This is a genomic window from Pseudomonas sp. GL_139_B (assembly GCF_057834475.1).
In genome coordinates, this window is the sequence record NZ_CM174403.1 from 4,595,867 (window position 1) to 4,610,304 (window position 14,438).

The 14,438-nt window shown below is 57.7% G+C and carries 16 protein-coding genes; 1 reads left to right on the top strand and 15 read right to left on the bottom strand.

The window, feature by feature from the left end:
* Nucleotides 1–34: 34 nt before the first annotated feature.
* The 7 genes from AC3ISI_RS21015 to AC3ISI_RS21045 form a co-directional block, all read right to left on the bottom strand.
* On the bottom strand, nucleotides 35–823 hold the full coding sequence (locus tag AC3ISI_RS21015; protein WP_489333620.1) for a protein phosphatase CheZ: 789 nt from the start codon (nucleotides 821–823) through the stop codon (nucleotides 35–37).
* A gap of 22 nt (nucleotides 824–845) precedes the next feature.
* A complete protein-coding gene (locus AC3ISI_RS21020; RefSeq protein WP_489333621.1) occupies nucleotides 846–1,217 on the bottom strand; it encodes a chemotaxis response regulator CheY in 372 nt (123 codons plus the stop codon).
* A gap of 167 nt (nucleotides 1,218–1,384) precedes the next feature.
* Nucleotides 1,385–2,125, bottom strand: a complete 741-nt coding sequence (gene fliA, locus AC3ISI_RS21025; RefSeq protein WP_489333622.1) for an RNA polymerase sigma factor FliA — start codon at nucleotides 2,123–2,125, stop codon at nucleotides 1,385–1,387.
* The gene (gene fleN, locus AC3ISI_RS21030; protein WP_003222917.1) at nucleotides 2,122–2,952 is read right to left on the bottom strand and encodes a flagellar synthesis regulator FleN; all 831 of its coding nucleotides are present in this window, start codon (nucleotides 2,950–2,952) and stop codon (nucleotides 2,122–2,124) included. The genes fliA and fleN overlap by 4 nt, the downstream gene beginning before the upstream one ends.
* 116 nt (nucleotides 2,953–3,068) lie before the next feature.
* Nucleotides 3,069–4,403 (bottom strand): flagellar biosynthesis GTPase FlhF, encoded by a 1,335-nt coding sequence (gene flhF / locus AC3ISI_RS21035; RefSeq protein ID WP_489333623.1) that lies wholly within the window; start codon nucleotides 4,401–4,403, stop codon nucleotides 3,069–3,071.
* Between the two features lie 11 nt (nucleotides 4,404–4,414).
* Nucleotides 4,415–6,544, bottom strand: coding sequence for a flagellar biosynthesis protein FlhA (gene flhA, locus AC3ISI_RS21040; protein ID WP_489333624.1), 2,130 nt, complete (start codon nucleotides 6,542–6,544; stop codon nucleotides 4,415–4,417).
* A gap of 148 nt (nucleotides 6,545–6,692) precedes the next feature.
* A complete protein-coding gene (locus AC3ISI_RS21045) occupies nucleotides 6,693–7,358 on the bottom strand; it encodes a hypothetical protein (protein ID WP_489333625.1) in 666 nt (221 codons plus the stop codon).
* Between the two features lie 296 nt (nucleotides 7,359–7,654).
* Between AC3ISI_RS21045 and AC3ISI_RS21050 the strand changes: the two genes are divergently transcribed.
* Entirely contained in the window at nucleotides 7,655–8,770 is a 1,116-nt protein-coding gene (locus tag AC3ISI_RS21050) for a hypothetical protein (protein ID WP_489333626.1), read from the top strand.
* Nucleotides 8,771–8,816: 46 nt separating this feature from the next.
* Here the strand turns inward: AC3ISI_RS21050 and flhB are convergent, their stop codons facing one another.
* The 8 genes from flhB to fliL all read right to left on the bottom strand — a co-directional run bounded on the left by flhB (nucleotide 8,817) and on the right by fliL (nucleotide 14,221).
* Nucleotides 8,817–9,956 carry a flagellar biosynthesis protein FlhB gene (gene flhB, locus AC3ISI_RS21055; RefSeq protein ID WP_489333627.1) on the bottom strand — a complete coding sequence of 380 codons (1,140 nt, stop codon included), beginning with the start codon at nucleotides 9,954–9,956 and terminating at the stop codon, nucleotides 8,817–8,819.
* A 3-nt stretch (nucleotides 9,957–9,959) separates the two neighbouring features.
* A complete protein-coding gene (gene fliR / locus AC3ISI_RS21060) occupies nucleotides 9,960–10,745 on the bottom strand; it encodes a flagellar biosynthetic protein FliR (RefSeq protein WP_489333628.1) in 786 nt (261 codons plus the stop codon).
* Between the two features lie 3 nt (nucleotides 10,746–10,748).
* Nucleotides 10,749–11,018: a flagellar biosynthesis protein FliQ gene (gene fliQ / locus AC3ISI_RS21065; RefSeq protein ID WP_007948918.1), complete on the bottom strand. Its 270-nt coding sequence runs from the start codon at nucleotides 11,016–11,018 to the stop codon at nucleotides 10,749–10,751.
* Nucleotides 11,015–11,773, bottom strand: a complete 759-nt coding sequence (gene fliP, locus AC3ISI_RS21070) for a flagellar type III secretion system pore protein FliP (RefSeq protein WP_489333629.1) — start codon at nucleotides 11,771–11,773, stop codon at nucleotides 11,015–11,017. The genes fliQ and fliP overlap by 4 nt, the downstream gene beginning before the upstream one ends.
* Nucleotides 11,773–12,219, bottom strand: coding sequence for a flagellar biosynthetic protein FliO (fliO, locus tag AC3ISI_RS21075; RefSeq protein ID WP_489333630.1), 447 nt, complete (start codon nucleotides 12,217–12,219; stop codon nucleotides 11,773–11,775). The genes fliP and fliO overlap by 1 nt, the downstream gene beginning before the upstream one ends.
* Nucleotides 12,220–12,678 carry a flagellar motor switch protein FliN gene (gene fliN, locus AC3ISI_RS21080; RefSeq protein ID WP_411741852.1) on the bottom strand — a complete coding sequence of 153 codons (459 nt, stop codon included), beginning with the start codon at nucleotides 12,676–12,678 and terminating at the stop codon, nucleotides 12,220–12,222.
* A 70-nt stretch (nucleotides 12,679–12,748) separates the two neighbouring features.
* Nucleotides 12,749–13,714 (bottom strand): flagellar motor switch protein FliM, encoded by a 966-nt coding sequence (fliM, locus tag AC3ISI_RS21085; protein WP_489333631.1) that lies wholly within the window; start codon nucleotides 13,712–13,714, stop codon nucleotides 12,749–12,751.
* Nucleotides 13,715–13,723: 9 nt separating this feature from the next.
* Nucleotides 13,724–14,221: a flagellar basal body-associated protein FliL gene (gene fliL, locus AC3ISI_RS21090; RefSeq protein WP_489333632.1), complete on the bottom strand. Its 498-nt coding sequence runs from the start codon at nucleotides 14,219–14,221 to the stop codon at nucleotides 13,724–13,726.
* Nucleotides 14,222–14,438: the final 217 nt, after the last annotated feature.

Genomic DNA, 14,438 nt, shown 5'->3' on the forward strand with positions numbered 1-14,438 from the left:
AAGGGGGTGCTCCTAAAGGTCTAAAAACCTGAACCTAAAATCCAAGACTGGATAGCAAATCGTCCACATCGTCCTGACCGGACACAACGTCTTCTCTTTTATCGGCATGAATCTGCGGACCTTCACCCTGAGAGAGATGTTTTTGTGGATCTTTTTCGGCCAGCATCGATTCACGGTCATGTTCGATACCCGCAAAGCGGTCTACCTGGCTGGCCATGAGTACGAGCTTGAGCAGGTTGCTTTCAACTTCGGTGACCAATTGGGTCACGCGCTTGATGACCTGACCGGTGAGGTCCTGGTAATCCTGAGCCAGCAGGATGTCGTTGAGGTTGCTCGACACCCTGCGGTTGTCTTCGGTGCTGCGTGCCAGGAAACCGTCGATCCGGCGGGCCAGTTCGCGGAACTCTTCAGCGCCGACTTCGCGGCGCATGAACCGCCCCCAATCCGTGCTCAACGCCTGGGCTTCGTCAGCCAGACTATTGACCAACGGCGTGGCGTTTTCCACCAGGTCCATGGTGCGGTTGGCCGCGGCCTCGGTCAGCTTGACCACATACCCCAGGCGCTCGGTGGCGTCCGTGATCTGTGACACCTCCTCGGCTTGCGGCATGTTCGGGTCAATCTGGAAATTGACGATCGCGCTGTGCAGCTCGCGAGTGAGCTTGCCCACTTCCTGGTACAGGCCGCGGTCACGGGTCTGATTGAGCTCATGGATCAATTGCACAGCTTCGCCGAACCTGCCTTTTTCAAGACTCTCGACCAGTTCGACTGCGTGTTTTTTCAGGGTCGATTCAAAATCGCCCATAGAAGACTCTTTATGCTCCATAGCTCCCCCGTGGCGCAGTGGATCAACCGATGCGTTCGAAAATCTTCTCGATTTTTTCTTTCAACGCCTGGGCCGTGAAGGGTTTGACGACATAGCCGTTTACACCGGCCTGGGCCGCTTCGATGATCTGCTCGCGCTTGGCTTCAGCCGTCACCATCAGCACCGGCAGGTGCTTGAGCTTTTCATCGGCGCGCACGTGGCGCAGCAAGTCGATACCGGTCATGCCAGGCATGTTCCAGTCGGTCACCAGAAAGTCGATGCTTCCGCTGTTGAGAACCGGAATGGCAGAAGTGCCATCGTCGGCCTCGACCGTGTTGGTGAACCCAAGGTCACGCAACAGGTTTTTTATGATCCGCCGCATCGTTGAGAAGTCATCAACGATGAGGATTTTCATGTTCTTGTCCAATTCGACCTCCAAGCAGTCTTAAACGCGCCCAGCACCTGGACGCGCCATTTCAATCAATCCGGCGATGCATTCGATGACTGTCTGGAGCACAACAGATCGCGACCGGTGCCGTTCAAACCCGCACCAGCCTCGTTCGCAGTGTCCCCACACTGCCTTCAGCGCGCTCGCCACTCTGCCAAACGCCCCCGCAAACGGGCCGCGCACTGGCTGTGTAACTGGCTGACCCGCGATTCGCTGACCCCCAGGACCTCACCGATTTCCTTGAGATTCAACTCTTCGTCGTAGTACAGCGCCAACACCAGTCGCTCACGCTCCGGCAAATTGGCAATCGCGTCCGCCAGCGCTGCCTGGAAGCGTTCATCTTCCAGATCGCGTGACGGCTCGAGATGAGCACTCGCGCCATCCTCGTGCAGCCCTTCGTGTTCGCCGTCCTGCAACAGATCGTCGAAACTGAATAAGCGGCTGCCCAGGGTGTCGTTCAAAATCCCGTAATAATCGTCGAGACTCAATTGGAGTTCGGCCGCAACCTCGTGATCTTTAGCGTCACGGCCGGTTTTAGCTTCAATAGAGCGAATTGCGTCACTGACCATGCGGGTATTTCGGTGAACCGAACGCGGTGCCCAATCCCCCTTGCGCACTTCATCGAGCATGGCGCCGCGGATTCGTATGCCCGCGTACGTCTCGAAACTCGCGCCTTTGCTGGCGTCGTATTTGGTTGATACCTCAAGCAGGCCGATCATCCCGGCCTGGATCAGGTCTTCAACCTGAACACTGGCTGGCAGACGGGCCAGCAAGTGGTAAGCAATGCGTTTGACCAGTGGCGCGTAACGCTCGATCAGCTCGTACTGCGCGTCACGTGCCGACATCTTGTAGAGGTTGTAGCCACTGGCTGTCATAGGACGGGTCCCGCGGTCTGCTGCACGAGGCGCTCGACAAAAAACTCCAGGTGCCCACGCGGGTTGGCAGGCAATGGCCAGGTATCGACTTTCTGCGCAATGGCCTTGAACGCCAGGGCGCACTTGGAACGCGGGAAGGCTTCATAAACGGCGCGCTGCTTCTGCACGGCCTTACGCACGCTTTCGTCGTAAGGCACTGCGCCGACGTACTGCAGGGCGACGTCAAGGAAGCGATCGGTGACCTTGGTCAACTTGGCGAACAGGTTGCGACCTTCTTGCGGGCTCTGGGCCATGTTGGCCAGGACGCGGAAGCGGTTCATGCCGTAATCGCGGTTAAGCAGTTTGATCAGCGCGTAGGCGTCAGTGATCGAGGTCGGCTCGTCGCAGACCACCAGCAAGACTTCCTGCGCGGCGCGAACAAAACTGACGACCGAGTCACCTATACCCGCAGCAGTATCGATCACCAGGACGTCGAGGTTGTCGCCGATGTCGCTGAAGGCCTGAATCAAGCCGGCGTGCTGAGCCGGGCTCAGGTGAACCATGCTCTGTGTGCCGGAGGCCGCCGGAACGATTCGAATACCGCCTGGGCCCTGCAACAGAACGTCGCGCAGCTCGCAGCGGCCTTCGATCACGTCAGCCAGGGTACGTTTGGGTGTCAGTCCCAGCAGGACGTCGACATTCGCCAGGCCCAGGTCAGCGTCCAACAACATGACGCGACGGCCGAGCTCGGCCAGGGCCAGTGACAAATTCACTGACACGTTAGTCTTGCCGACGCCACCTTTGCCGCCGGTCACCGCGATCACCTGTACGGGATGCATGCTGCCCATGTTATTTCTTTACCTTGTCTTGCATAGACGGAGGCCACATTACTGGCTGCGCGTTCGCTAAAGGAACAATGCATGGCAGGCCATCGATGTAGGTACAAAAACTGTTCATTACTACCTTAGCCGACCTGTTTGGTCGGACTGTGGTAAATGTCAGCGAACATATCAGCCATGGCTTCTTCGCTGGGTTCTTCCTGCATTTGCACGCTGACGGCGCGGCTGACCAACTGATGACGACGCGGCAGATGCAAATCATCCGGGATCCGCGGGCCATCAGTCAGGTAAGCCACCGGTAATTCATGACTGATCGCCAGGCTTAACACCTCGCCCAGACTTGCCGTTTCATCCAGTTTAGTCAGGATGCAGCCCGCGAGCCCGCAACGCTTGTAACTATGATAAGCGGCGGTTAGAACCTGTTTCTGGCTGGTGGTCGCCAACACCAGATAATTCTTTGATTTGATGCCCCGTCCGGCCAGGCTTTCGAGTTGCATACGCAGTGCCGGATCGCTGGCCTGAAGGCCCGCCGTATCAATCAACACCACGCGTTTGCGCAACAGTGGCTCCAGCGCCTGTACCAAAGACTGCCCCGGATCGACGTGCGTCACCGACACATTGAGAATCCGCCCGAGCGTCTTGAGCTGCTCCTGGGCGCCAATGCGAAAGCTGTCCATGCTCACCAGTGCGATATTCTGCGCGCCGTATTTCAGCACGTAGCGGGCGGCGAGCTTGGCCAGGGTGGTGGTCTTGCCCATGCCGGCAGGACCGACCATGGCAATCACGCCCCCCTCTTCCAGTGGCTCGATTTCCGGTGTGGCAATCATCCGCGCCAAATGCGCCAGCAACATGCGCCAAGCCTGACGAGGCTCATCAATGTCGGGAATCTTAGCCAACAAATCGCGGGACAACGGACCGGACAGCCCAATACGTTGCAGGCGACGCCAAAGGTTGGCCTGGTCCGGGCGGCTGCCTTGCAGCTGATTCCAGGCCAGCGAGCCAAGTTGAACTTCCATCAGTTCGCGCAGGCTATTGAGCTCGAAACGCATCGAGTCGAACGCACGTGGGTCAACGCCACCGGCGGCAGGTGCCGGGGCGGGTTGCGCGCGACGCGGTTCGGCGTAGGTCGGTTCGATCAGCGGCTCGGCAGCCGTGAGTGGCAGGCCGGCGAACAACTGGCGATTGGTGGTCTTGTCGCCTTCGGTTTCGCCATCGCCACGCAGGCTCAATTCGGCCTGTGCAGTCACGATGCGCGACTGGGTCTTGCGCAGCTCATCCTCGAGTTCCATGTTCGGAACACGCGGGGCCAGCGCCGACAATTTGTAATCCAGCGCAGCCGTCAACTCGACACCACCAGCGATCCGGCGATTGCCGATAATGGCGGCATCAGCGCCCAGCTCATCACGAACCAGTTTCATGGCCTGACGCATATCGGCGGCGAAAAAACGCTTAACTTGCATAAACCACTACCTCAGCCGTTGGGCCCTACTGTCGCAACGATGGTCACTTGCTTGTTGTCAGGAATTTCCTGGTAAGCCAACACATGCAAACCCGGGACTGCCAGTCGGCCGAATCGCGACAACATGGCGCGAACCGGGCCGGCCACCAGCAGAATCACCGGTTGACCTTGCATTTCCTGACGCTGCGCGGCATCGATCAACGAACGCTGCAATTTCTCAGCCATGCTTGGCTCCAGCAGAACGCCCTCTTCCGAGCCTTGTCCTGCCTTCTGCAGACTATTGAGCAATATCTGTTCCAACCTTGGTTCCAGAGTGATCACTGGAAGCTCGGAGTCAGTGCCTACAATGCTTTGGACGATTGCGCGAGATACGCCGACGCGCACAGCGGCCACCAGAGCGGCAGTATCTTGACTCTTGGCGGCATTGTTGGCGATCGCCTCGGCGATGCTGCGAATGTCTCGCACAGGCACCTGCTCGGCCAACAGCGCCTGCAACACCTTGAGCAACTGCGAGAGCGAAACCACGCCCGGCACCAACTCCTCAGCCAATTTAGGCGAGCTTTTGGCCAGCAATTGCATGAGTTGCTGGACTTCTTCGTGACCGATCAGTTCGCTGGAGTGCTTGTACAGAATCTGGTTCAAGTGAGTGGCCACGACCGTACTGGCATCGACCACGGTGTAACCAAGGGATTGCGCCTGCGCGCGCTGGCTGATCTCGATCCAGACCGCCTCCAACCCAAAAGCCGGATCTTTGGCGGTTATGCCATTTAGCGTGCCGTAGACCTGCCCCGGGTTGATTGCCAGCTCGCGGTCCGGGTAAATCTCTGCCTCTGCCAGGATCACCCCCATCAACGTGAGGCGATAGGCACTCGGTGCCAGGTCGAGGTTGTCACGGATATGCACAGTCGGCATCAGGAAACCCAGGTCCTGGGACAACTTCTTGCGTACGCCCTTGATCCGCGCCAGCAATTGACCGCCCTGGTTGCGGTCCACCAGTGGAATCAGGCGATAGCCGACTTCCAGACCAATCATGTCGATTGGCGTGACGTCATCCCAGCCAAGCTCCTTGGTCTCCATGGCGCGGGCTGGAGAAGGCAGCAGTTCCTGCTGACGCTTGATCTCTTGCTGGGCCTGGACCTTGATCACATTCTGCTTCTTCCAGAACAGGTACGCGCCACCGGCGGCGACAGCCGCCATGCTCAAGAAGGAGAAGTGCGGCATGCCCGGCACAAGGCCCATCACCGCCATCAAACCCGCTGCGACGGCCAGTGCTTTTGGCGAAGCGAACATCTGGCGGTTGATTTGCTTGCCCATGTCTTCCGAACCGGAAGCACGGGTCACCATGATCGCCGCCGCGGTGGACAACAGCAGTGATGGTAATTGCGCCACCAAACCGTCGCCGATGGTCAGCAGCGCGTAAACCTTGCCGGCATCGGCGAAGTTCATGTTGTGCTGGAAGATACCGACCGCCATGCCGCCGATCAGGTTGATAAACAGAATCAGCAGGCCGGCGATGGCGTCACCGCGCACGAATTTACTGGCACCGTCCATGGAACCGTAGAACTCGGCTTCCTGGGCCACTTCCATCCGGCGCAGTTTGGCCTGGTTCTGATCGATCAGGCCGGCGTTCAAATCGGCGTCGATTGCCATCTGCTTGCCGGGCATCGCATCGAGGGTGAAACGCGCGCTCACCTCGGAAATCCGCCCCGCACCCTTGGTCACCACGACGAAGTTGATGATCATCAAAATGGCGAAGACCACGATACCGACCACGTAGTTACCGCCAATCACCACTTCACCGAAGGCCTGGATCACCTTACCGGCGGCGGCATGACCGTCCTGACCGTGGAGCATCACCACTCGCGTGGAGGCCACGTTCAGCGCCAGTCGCAACAGTGTCGCCACCAGCAGAATGGTCGGAAACACCGCAAAATCCAGCGGTCGCAAGGCGTAGACGCAGACCAGCAAAACGACGATCGACAGCGCAATGTTGAAGGTGAAGAACACGTCGAGCAGGAACGGCGGCACCGGCAGCATCATCATGGCCAGCATGACCAGCAACAACAACGGCACACCCAGATTGCCCCGACTCAAGTCGGCAACGTTTGTGCGGGCAGTGTTGAATAACTGAGAGCGATCCACCGGTTTTCCCCGTTCCTTTAAAGCAAACTTTTGACGCCTGAAGCAGGCGCAGGGCGGCTACTGCAAGAAGCCTTCCAACTTTTGCCAAGGCGTTAAATAGAGAGATCGGTTGGGGTTTGTTGCAGCTGCCGAGGGACGATTCGATTGATTATCCCGCGGTCAGAACCTGTTTGTCAGTGATCGGACCAAAACTCAACGTCTTGCCATTGATGTAGCGTGCCCCCTTGAGCACTGCGACACCGTCGACGACCACAGACTCTTCCTGCGTATACATGAGCGTCACGATAGAAACGGGGGTTACTATTTCAGGTTCCTTCTTGATTTGTTCTATCAGGGTCAGCGCCCAATGAAAGGGGATGATCCCAAGATCTTTGATCGCGATTTGCCGCTCAGGATCTTCCCACCGAAAATCCTGCCTGGCGGTTACAAACATCAGGTCTCCCTCTATTTTGAATTGCGGCCTGTGATAGCGCCTTTCCATCGCCGCGCTGATCCAGCCTTCCATGTATGAATCCGGATTCGTGAAGAGTTCGAAGAGCTTTGCGTTGTTGATGATTTTCCCGGCAGCACCGTTAAACGGACTGTAGGTATTGTGATAAGCCAGCCCTCCCAATTCAGGACGAATCGCGTTAGTCGGCTCTGCCAGATAGCCCGGAATGAAGACATTTGCCATCTGCACAAAATGCGTGAAATCCAGCATCAATTTAAACGTGACGGAGTAACCGATTGCCCGATCACGTGGATACGCGTCCAACGCTCCCGAGACAAACTCCATCTCCATGCCTTGCAGCTTTTTAAACGGTTGCGCTTCCATGATTGCAGCCTCCAAGACCTGACACAGGCATAGATCCCTGACGTTCGCGCCGAATGAACAGAGCTGCAACTGAAGGGACATTGCCGGGAGAATTACCAAGGCAAGGACAGCACTTGATAGCACCGATTGTCTACTGTCAGAACTGACAGGTGGTGCAGAGGCTTTGCCGGACGGCTCGATAAAAGTGCGAGACCGCTGATCGCAACTGTCACATCTGACAGTAGTCGGCGCAGCACGTTAAAGGCCAGATAAAGCAGCTCTTTAAACCGGGCACTATGCCAAACTGGAGAATCCTCATGCACTCAACTTCTACCCCTCTAGATCCAGCAAATCCGAAAGTACTCGAAGCCTATGGTGCCGTCGGCGATCGACTCGATTTTGATAGCGTTTACCACGCCGAGTACATTACCGCTCAAGTCCCCCATTACACCGGCATGGCTCGGGGTCACACAGTTCGCATGACTTGGGAAAACCCTCGACATCTCTATCATTCAGAGGTGGTGACCGTCGGTACGCCGGGGGTTATCGATATCCGTATTCCACGCATTGAAGTCATTGATGCCATCGGCCATACGGTCAAGGTTTACTACACCGTGCGCACCGCACCAGACACTCCACTGATTTATTCTGACTATCTGCTGTTGCGTATCGATCCCCAAGCGTTCGATCTAGTTGCGCCGACCCTGTCGAGCGATCAAAAAACCCTCAGTGTCAGCTATGCGGGCATGGTAACCGGATACACCGTTCGCATACGCGCCACCGGCAAAACCACATGGGACAGTGACGAGCGCGATGTGCAGACTGGCGTTACTCCGACTTTCACACTCCCCGCATATTGGATTGCCGAGAATAAGGGCATCGATATCTGGATCAATTACAGCGTTTATAAATCGGGCAGCGGGCAGAACTTGATGTTTTCGAAAGTACTGAGGCTGAGAATGGGCGAAAGCGCACCGATCTTGTCTGAAAACTTTGATGACAAGCCAACACAACTTATTACACAAGGTCAGCGAATCGAATTTCCCAGCATGGCAATCACATTTCTCTCAGGTATCGGAAAAATGGGAATCGTGGCACTTTCCGCGACACCAGTGTATTACCCGGTTCTACCTGGAAAACGTGCCGGACACCTACTGAACATCTGCTACCAAGATCAAGGAGTGCAACGCTGCAGACTTGATCTTAAATCAGCCTACTCCAAGGTCAGCTTTTGGCACACATGGGTAAATAGCTCACCCATAACAGCGTTTTATTACAACGCAGCCAATCAGTTGTTGGGGCAGAGTCAGTTTAGCCAATCTTGGCACGACGCTCATATGCTCGAGTTTGCAGCGACGGGAATTACTCGAATTGAAATTCAAACCAGTGCATCCGACTGGATTGGACTGGACCATTTTTTGTTCACGCCTTAACAGACCATCACTCCCCGAAAGCCCCGACTCAGTGAAATAACGATAATCAAGAATCGCGACGCAAATCCGGCGGAATCGGCAAATCACCCTTGAGCGGCTCAGGCGGTTTGCCTTTGCCCGCGCGGTGCTGGCGGATCTGGTAGACGTAGGCCAACACCTGAGCAACCGCCAGGTACAGCCCGCCAGGAATTTCCTGTTCCAGCTCAGTGGAGTAGTAGATCGAACGCGCCAGCGCTGGCGATTCGAGCAGCAGCACGTCGTTGGCCACGGCGATTTCACGGATTTTCAAGGCCAGGAAGTCGCTACCTTTGGCCAGCAGCACCGGCGCGCTGCCTTTGTCGGGGTCGTATTTGAGGGCCACGGCATAGTGCGTCGGGTTGGTGATAACCACGTCGGCCTCGGGAATCGCCGCCATCATCCGCCGTTGTGACATCTCGCGCTGCAACTGGCGAATGCGCTGTTTGACCTCGGGCCGCCCTTCCTGATCCTTGTGCTCGTCGCGTACTTCCTGCTTGGTCATCAGCAGTTTCTTGTGGCTCTCCCATAGCTGCACCGGCACATCGACGGCGGCGATGATGATCAGCCCGCAGGCCATCCACAAGGTGCTCCAGCCGACCACTTGCAGACTGTGAATGACCGCCATCTCCAACGGCTCGTGCGCGATGCGCATCAAGTCGTCGATGTCGGAAGACAGCACGGCGAGCGCCACGAACAGCACGATCAGAAACTTCGCCAGCGCCTTGAGCAGCTCGACGATGGCCTTGGCCGAGAACATCCGTTTCAGCCCCGCGCCGGGGTTCATGCGACTGAATTTCGGCGACATCGAGCCCGCCGCGAACAACCAGCCACCGAGGGAAATCGGGCCGATCAACGCGGCCAGTAGCAAGGTAATCATCACTGGCTGAATCGCGACCAGCGCAATCTGCCCCGAATGCAGCAGGAAACTGCCCATGTTGCGCTGATCCAGAATCACTTCCCGCGAGAGCGTGAAGTTCATGCGCATCAGCTCCATCATTTCCTGCGCCAGGGCACCACCAAAAATCAGCAGCGCGCCGGCTCCGGCGAGCATGATCGCCAGAGTGTTGAGCTCCTTGGAGCGGGCAACATCACCCTTGTCCCGGGAGTCCTTTTTGCGTTTATCCGTGGGGTCTTCTGTTTTGTCCTGACCGCTTTCGCTCTCAGCCATGACTCAGCGCGCCCGTGCCAGTTCGCGTAAAAACTGCAGGGCCTCGGTGGCCAGCGGTTGATACTGATTAATGATGTCCGCCAGCCCGACCCAGACAATGAACAGCCCGAGCACCAGGGTCAGCGGGAAACCGATAGAGAAAATATTCAACTGCGGCGCGGCTCGGGTCATCACTCCAAACGCGATGTTGACCACCAACAGCGCCGTGATCGCCGGTAGTACCAGCAACAACGCAGCCCCCAGGACCCAGCCAAGCTTGCCGGCCAGCTCCCAGAAATGATTGACCAACAACCCGCTGCCAACCGGCAGGGTGGTGAAGCTTTCAGTGAGGACTTCGAAGACCACCAGATGCCCGTTCATGGACAGGAACAACAGCGTCACCAACATGGTGAAGAACTGCCCGATCACCGCCACCGAAACGCCGTTGGTGGGGTCGACCATCGACGCGAAGCCCATGCCCATCTGAATGGAAACGATCTGCCCGGCGACCACGAAGGCCTGAAAGAACAACTGCAAGGAAAAACCCAGCACCGCACCAATCAGGATCTGCTCGGCAATCAGCAGCAGCCCGCTCAAGTCCAGCGCATTCACCGGCGGCATCGGCGGCAGGCCCGGCGCAATCACCACGGTGATCGCCAGCGCGAAGTACAAACGAACGCGCTTGGGCACAAGAGACGTACCGAACACCGGCATGACCATCAGCAACGCGCCGATGCGAAACAGCGGCAACATGAACGTCGCCACCCAGGTACTGATCTGAGTGTCGGTCAGCTGCAACAGCGACGGCATGATTTAGCCGATGACCTGAGGAATACTGCCGTACAGCTGCAGGATGTATTCCATGAACGTCTGCACCAGCCATGGGCCGGCAACGATCAGCGTCACCAGCATGACCAGCAGGCGCGGCAGGAAGCTCAGGGTCTGTTCGTTGATCTGCGTGGCGGCCTGGAACATCGCCACCAGCAGGCCGACCAACAGACTGGGAATCACCAGCACGGCGACCATCATGGTGGTCAGCCACAGCGCTTCGCGAAAGATGTCTACCGCGACTTCCGGCGTCATGGCGACACACCGCCGAAGCTGCTCGCCAGGGTGCCGATGATCAACGCCCAGCCATCCACCAGCACGAACAGCATGATCTTGAATGGCAGGGAAATGATCAGTGGCGAGAGCATCATCATGCCCATCGCCATTAGCACACTGGCCACGACCAGGTCGATGATCAGGAACGGAATGAAGATCATAAAGCCGATCTGGAACGCGGTTTTCAGCTCGGAGGTGACAAACGCCGGCACCAGAATGGTCAGTGGCGCCTGATCCGGCGAGGCGATGTCGGTACGCTTGGACAGGCGCATGAACAACTCAAGATCGCTGCTGCGCGTTTGCGCCAGCATGAAGTCCTTGATCGGCACCTGAGCCTTGGCCACAGCATCCTGTGCGGTGAGTTTTTCCGCCAGATACGGTTGCAAGGCATCCTGATTCACCCGGTCAAACACCGGCGCCATGATGAACAGCGTCAGAAACAGCGCCATACCCGTGAGGATCTGGTTCGACGGCGTCTGCTGCAGGCCCAGGGCCTGACGCAAGATCGAGAAGACGATGATGATCCGGGTGAAGCTGGTCATCAGCATGACGAACGCCGGAATGAAACTCAGCGCGGTCATGATCAGCAGGATTTGCAGGCTGACCGAATATTCCTGAGCGCCATTGGCGTTGGTGCCCAAGGTGATCGCCGGGATCGACAACGGATCGGCGGCGAACGCCAGCGGCGCGGCCAGCATCAGGACCAGCGTCAAGACGATGCGTAACGCACCCATTACTTCTTATCCTTCTGATCCTTGCCGAGCATCTCCAATAGACGCTGAGCAAACTCCGGAGTGGCTTTTTCAGTTCCGCCCGGCACTTGCACCGGCTCCTTGAGCACGTGCAACGCGGTGATGGTGCCGGGGCTGAGGCCGAGCAGGATCTGCTCGTTGCCGACTTGGACCAGCATCAAACGGTCGCGAGGACCCAGCGCGCGAGAACCGATCAGTTCGATCACCTGCCCTTTGCCGGCCGGCCCGGCCTGCTGGACCCGGCGTAACAGCCAGGCGAGGAAGAAGATCAATCCCAACACCAACAGCAAGCCGAATACCAATTGCGTCAATTGCCCGGCCACGCCAGTGCTGACCGCCGGCGCGGCCGCCGCAGTAGCGGTCGCTACCGGCTCGGCAGCCAGCACACTGAACGGCATCGACAGCACAAAACCCAGAACCTTTTTCACTTAGCGCAACTTCTTGATGCGTTCGCTTGGGCTGATCACGTCGGTCAGGCGAATGCCGAACTTTTCGTTGACCACAACCACTTCGCCGTGAGCGATCAGCGTGCCGTTGACCAGTACATCCAGCGGCTCGCCGGCCAGGCGATCGAGCTCGATCACCGACCCTTGATTGAGTTGCAGCAGGTTACGGATGTTGATGTCAGTGCTGCCCACTTCCATGGAAATCGAAACCGGGATATCGAGGATTACGTCCAGGTTCGGACCTTCCAGGCTCACCGGATCTTTGCTTTTCGCCACGCTACCGAACTCTTCCATCGGCAGACGGTTGGACGACGAGCCAGCGCGATCGGCAGCCAGCAAGGCGTCGATATCGGCCTGACCGGCGTCACCGGTTTCTTCCAGGGCTGCGGCCCATTCATCAGCCAGTGCCTGGTCGTCCATGGCGTTCATATCGTCGTTCATCATTTGTCCTCGGCGGGCAAAAATTCAGGAAGTGGCAGTCTGTTGAAACAAAGGGGTTGAGCGCCGGTCATCAGCGCTCGATCGGCTCGATCACTTGCAACGCGAGGTTGCCTTTGTGCGAGCCCATCTTGACCTTGAAAGCAGGCACGCCGTTGGCGCGCATGATCATCTCTTCCGGCATCTCGACCGGGATAATGTCCCCCGGCTGCATGTGCAGGATGTCGCGCAAGCGCAACTGGCGACGGGCAACCGTGGCACCGATTGGCACGTCGACATCCAGCACGTCCTGACGCAGGGCATTGACCCAGCGCTCGTCCTGATCGTCGAGGTCCGACTGAAAACCGGCGTCGAGCATTTCGCGCACAGGCTCGATCATCGAGTACGGCATGGTCACGTGCAGATCGCCGCCACCGCCATCGAGTTCGATGTGGAACGTGGACACTACAACGGCTTCGCTCGGACCGACGATGTTGGCCATGGCCGGGTTCACTTCCGAGTTGATGTACTCGAAGTTCACTTCCATGATCGCCTGCCAGGCCTCCTTCAAATCAACGAAGGCCTGCTCCAGCACCATGCGCACTACGCGCAGCTCGGTCGGGGTGAACTCACGCCCCTCGATCTTGGCGTGACGGCCATCGCCGCCGAAGAAGTTGTCCACCAGTTTGAACACCAACTTGGCGTCGAGGATGAACAGTGCGGTACCGCGCAACGGCTTGATCTTGACCAGGTTAAGGCTGGTCGGTACGTACAGTGAGTGCACGTATTCGCCAAACTTCATCACCTGCACACCACCGACGGCAACGTCCGCCGAGCGGCGAAGCATGTTGAACATGCTGATGCGGGTGTAACGGGCGAAGCGCTCGTTGATCATCTCCAGGGTCGGCATGCGTCCGCGAACGATGCGATCCTGGCTGGTCAGGTCGTAGCTTTTGACGCTGCCGGGTTCAGCAACGTCATCGGTCTGTACCAGACCATCGTCGACGCCATGCAACAGCGCATCGATCTCATCCTGGGACAGCAGGTCCTGCACGGCCATGTCGTGTTCCTACTGCAGTACGAAATTAGTGAAAAGCAACTGTTCGATCACCACTTTGCCGAGCTCTTTCTGCGCCACTTCCTGCACGCTGGCCGTGGCCTTCTGACGCAACATCTCCTGGCCAACCGGCGTGGCCAGGGCGGTGAAATCCTGACCGGAGAACAGCATGACCAGGTTGTTGCGAATCACCGGCATGTGCACTTTGAGCGCTTCCAGATCGGCCTGATTGCGACCCTGCAGGGTGATGCTCACCTGCATGTAGCGCTGGCGGCCATTCTGGTTGAAGTTAGCCACGAAGGCCGGAGCCATGGGCTCAAAAATCGCGGGCTGCTTGCCGACCACTGCGGCTTCCACCGCAGCAGGCTTGCTCTGGGCGTTATGCATGAAGAACCAGGTCGCCCCCACGGACATGCCGATCGCCAGCAATAAGGCCACCACGATCAAAATGATCAGCTTGATTTTGCCTTTGGTTGCGGGGTCTTTTACTGCAGCGTCGCTCTTCGCCATGCCAATAATCCGTCACTATTCGGGTTTTCACAGTCGCACGGCAAGGCAAGAGCAAGTGTTATGCCAGAAGTGTCGGGAGGGTGTTGGGCGGGGATTTAAGGGACATCACAAAAACAAATGTGGGAGCGAGCCTGCTCGCGAAGGCAGCGTCACATCCAACAGAGTTGTTGGCTGATACACCGCTTTCGCGAGCCGGCTCACTCCCACAGGGGGATAG

Bases quoted from the DNA above. Each gene is read 5' to 3' on its own strand.
- AC3ISI_RS21015 (WP_489333620.1), bottom strand. From the start codon at position 823: ATGGAGCATAAAGAGTCTTCTATGGGCGATTTTGAATCGACCCTGAAA.
- AC3ISI_RS21020 (WP_489333621.1), bottom strand. From the start codon at position 1,217: ATGAAAATCCTCATCGTTGATGACTTCTCAACGATGCGGCGGATCATA.
- fliA (WP_489333622.1), bottom strand. From the start codon at position 2,125: ATGACAGCCAGTGGCTACAACCTCTACAAGATGTCGGCACGTGACGCG.
- fleN (WP_003222917.1), bottom strand. From the start codon at position 2,952: ATGGGCAGCATGCATCCCGTACAGGTGATCGCGGTGACCGGCGGCAAA.
- flhF (WP_489333623.1), bottom strand. From the start codon at position 4,403: ATGCAAGTTAAGCGTTTTTTCGCCGCCGATATGCGTCAGGCCATGAAA.
- AC3ISI_RS21045 (WP_489333625.1), bottom strand. From the start codon at position 7,358: ATGGAAGCGCAACCGTTTAAAAAGCTGCAAGGCATGGAGATGGAGTTT.
- AC3ISI_RS21050 (WP_489333626.1), top strand. From the start codon at position 7,655: ATGCACTCAACTTCTACCCCTCTAGATCCAGCAAATCCGAAAGTACTC.
- flhB (WP_489333627.1), bottom strand. From the start codon at position 9,956: ATGGCTGAGAGCGAAAGCGGTCAGGACAAAACAGAAGACCCCACGGAT.
- fliR (WP_489333628.1), bottom strand. From the start codon at position 10,745: ATGCCGTCGCTGTTGCAGCTGACCGACACTCAGATCAGTACCTGGGTG.
- fliQ (WP_007948918.1), bottom strand. From the start codon at position 11,018: ATGACGCCGGAAGTCGCGGTAGACATCTTTCGCGAAGCGCTGTGGCTG.
- fliP (WP_489333629.1), bottom strand. From the start codon at position 11,773: ATGGGTGCGTTACGCATCGTCTTGACGCTGGTCCTGATGCTGGCCGCG.
- fliN (WP_411741852.1), bottom strand. From the start codon at position 12,678: ATGAACGACGATATGAACGCCATGGACGACCAGGCACTGGCTGATGAA.
- fliM (WP_489333631.1), bottom strand. From the start codon at position 13,714: ATGGCCGTGCAGGACCTGCTGTCCCAGGATGAGATCGATGCGCTGTTG.
- fliL (WP_489333632.1), bottom strand. From the start codon at position 14,221: ATGGCGAAGAGCGACGCTGCAGTAAAAGACCCCGCAACCAAAGGCAAA.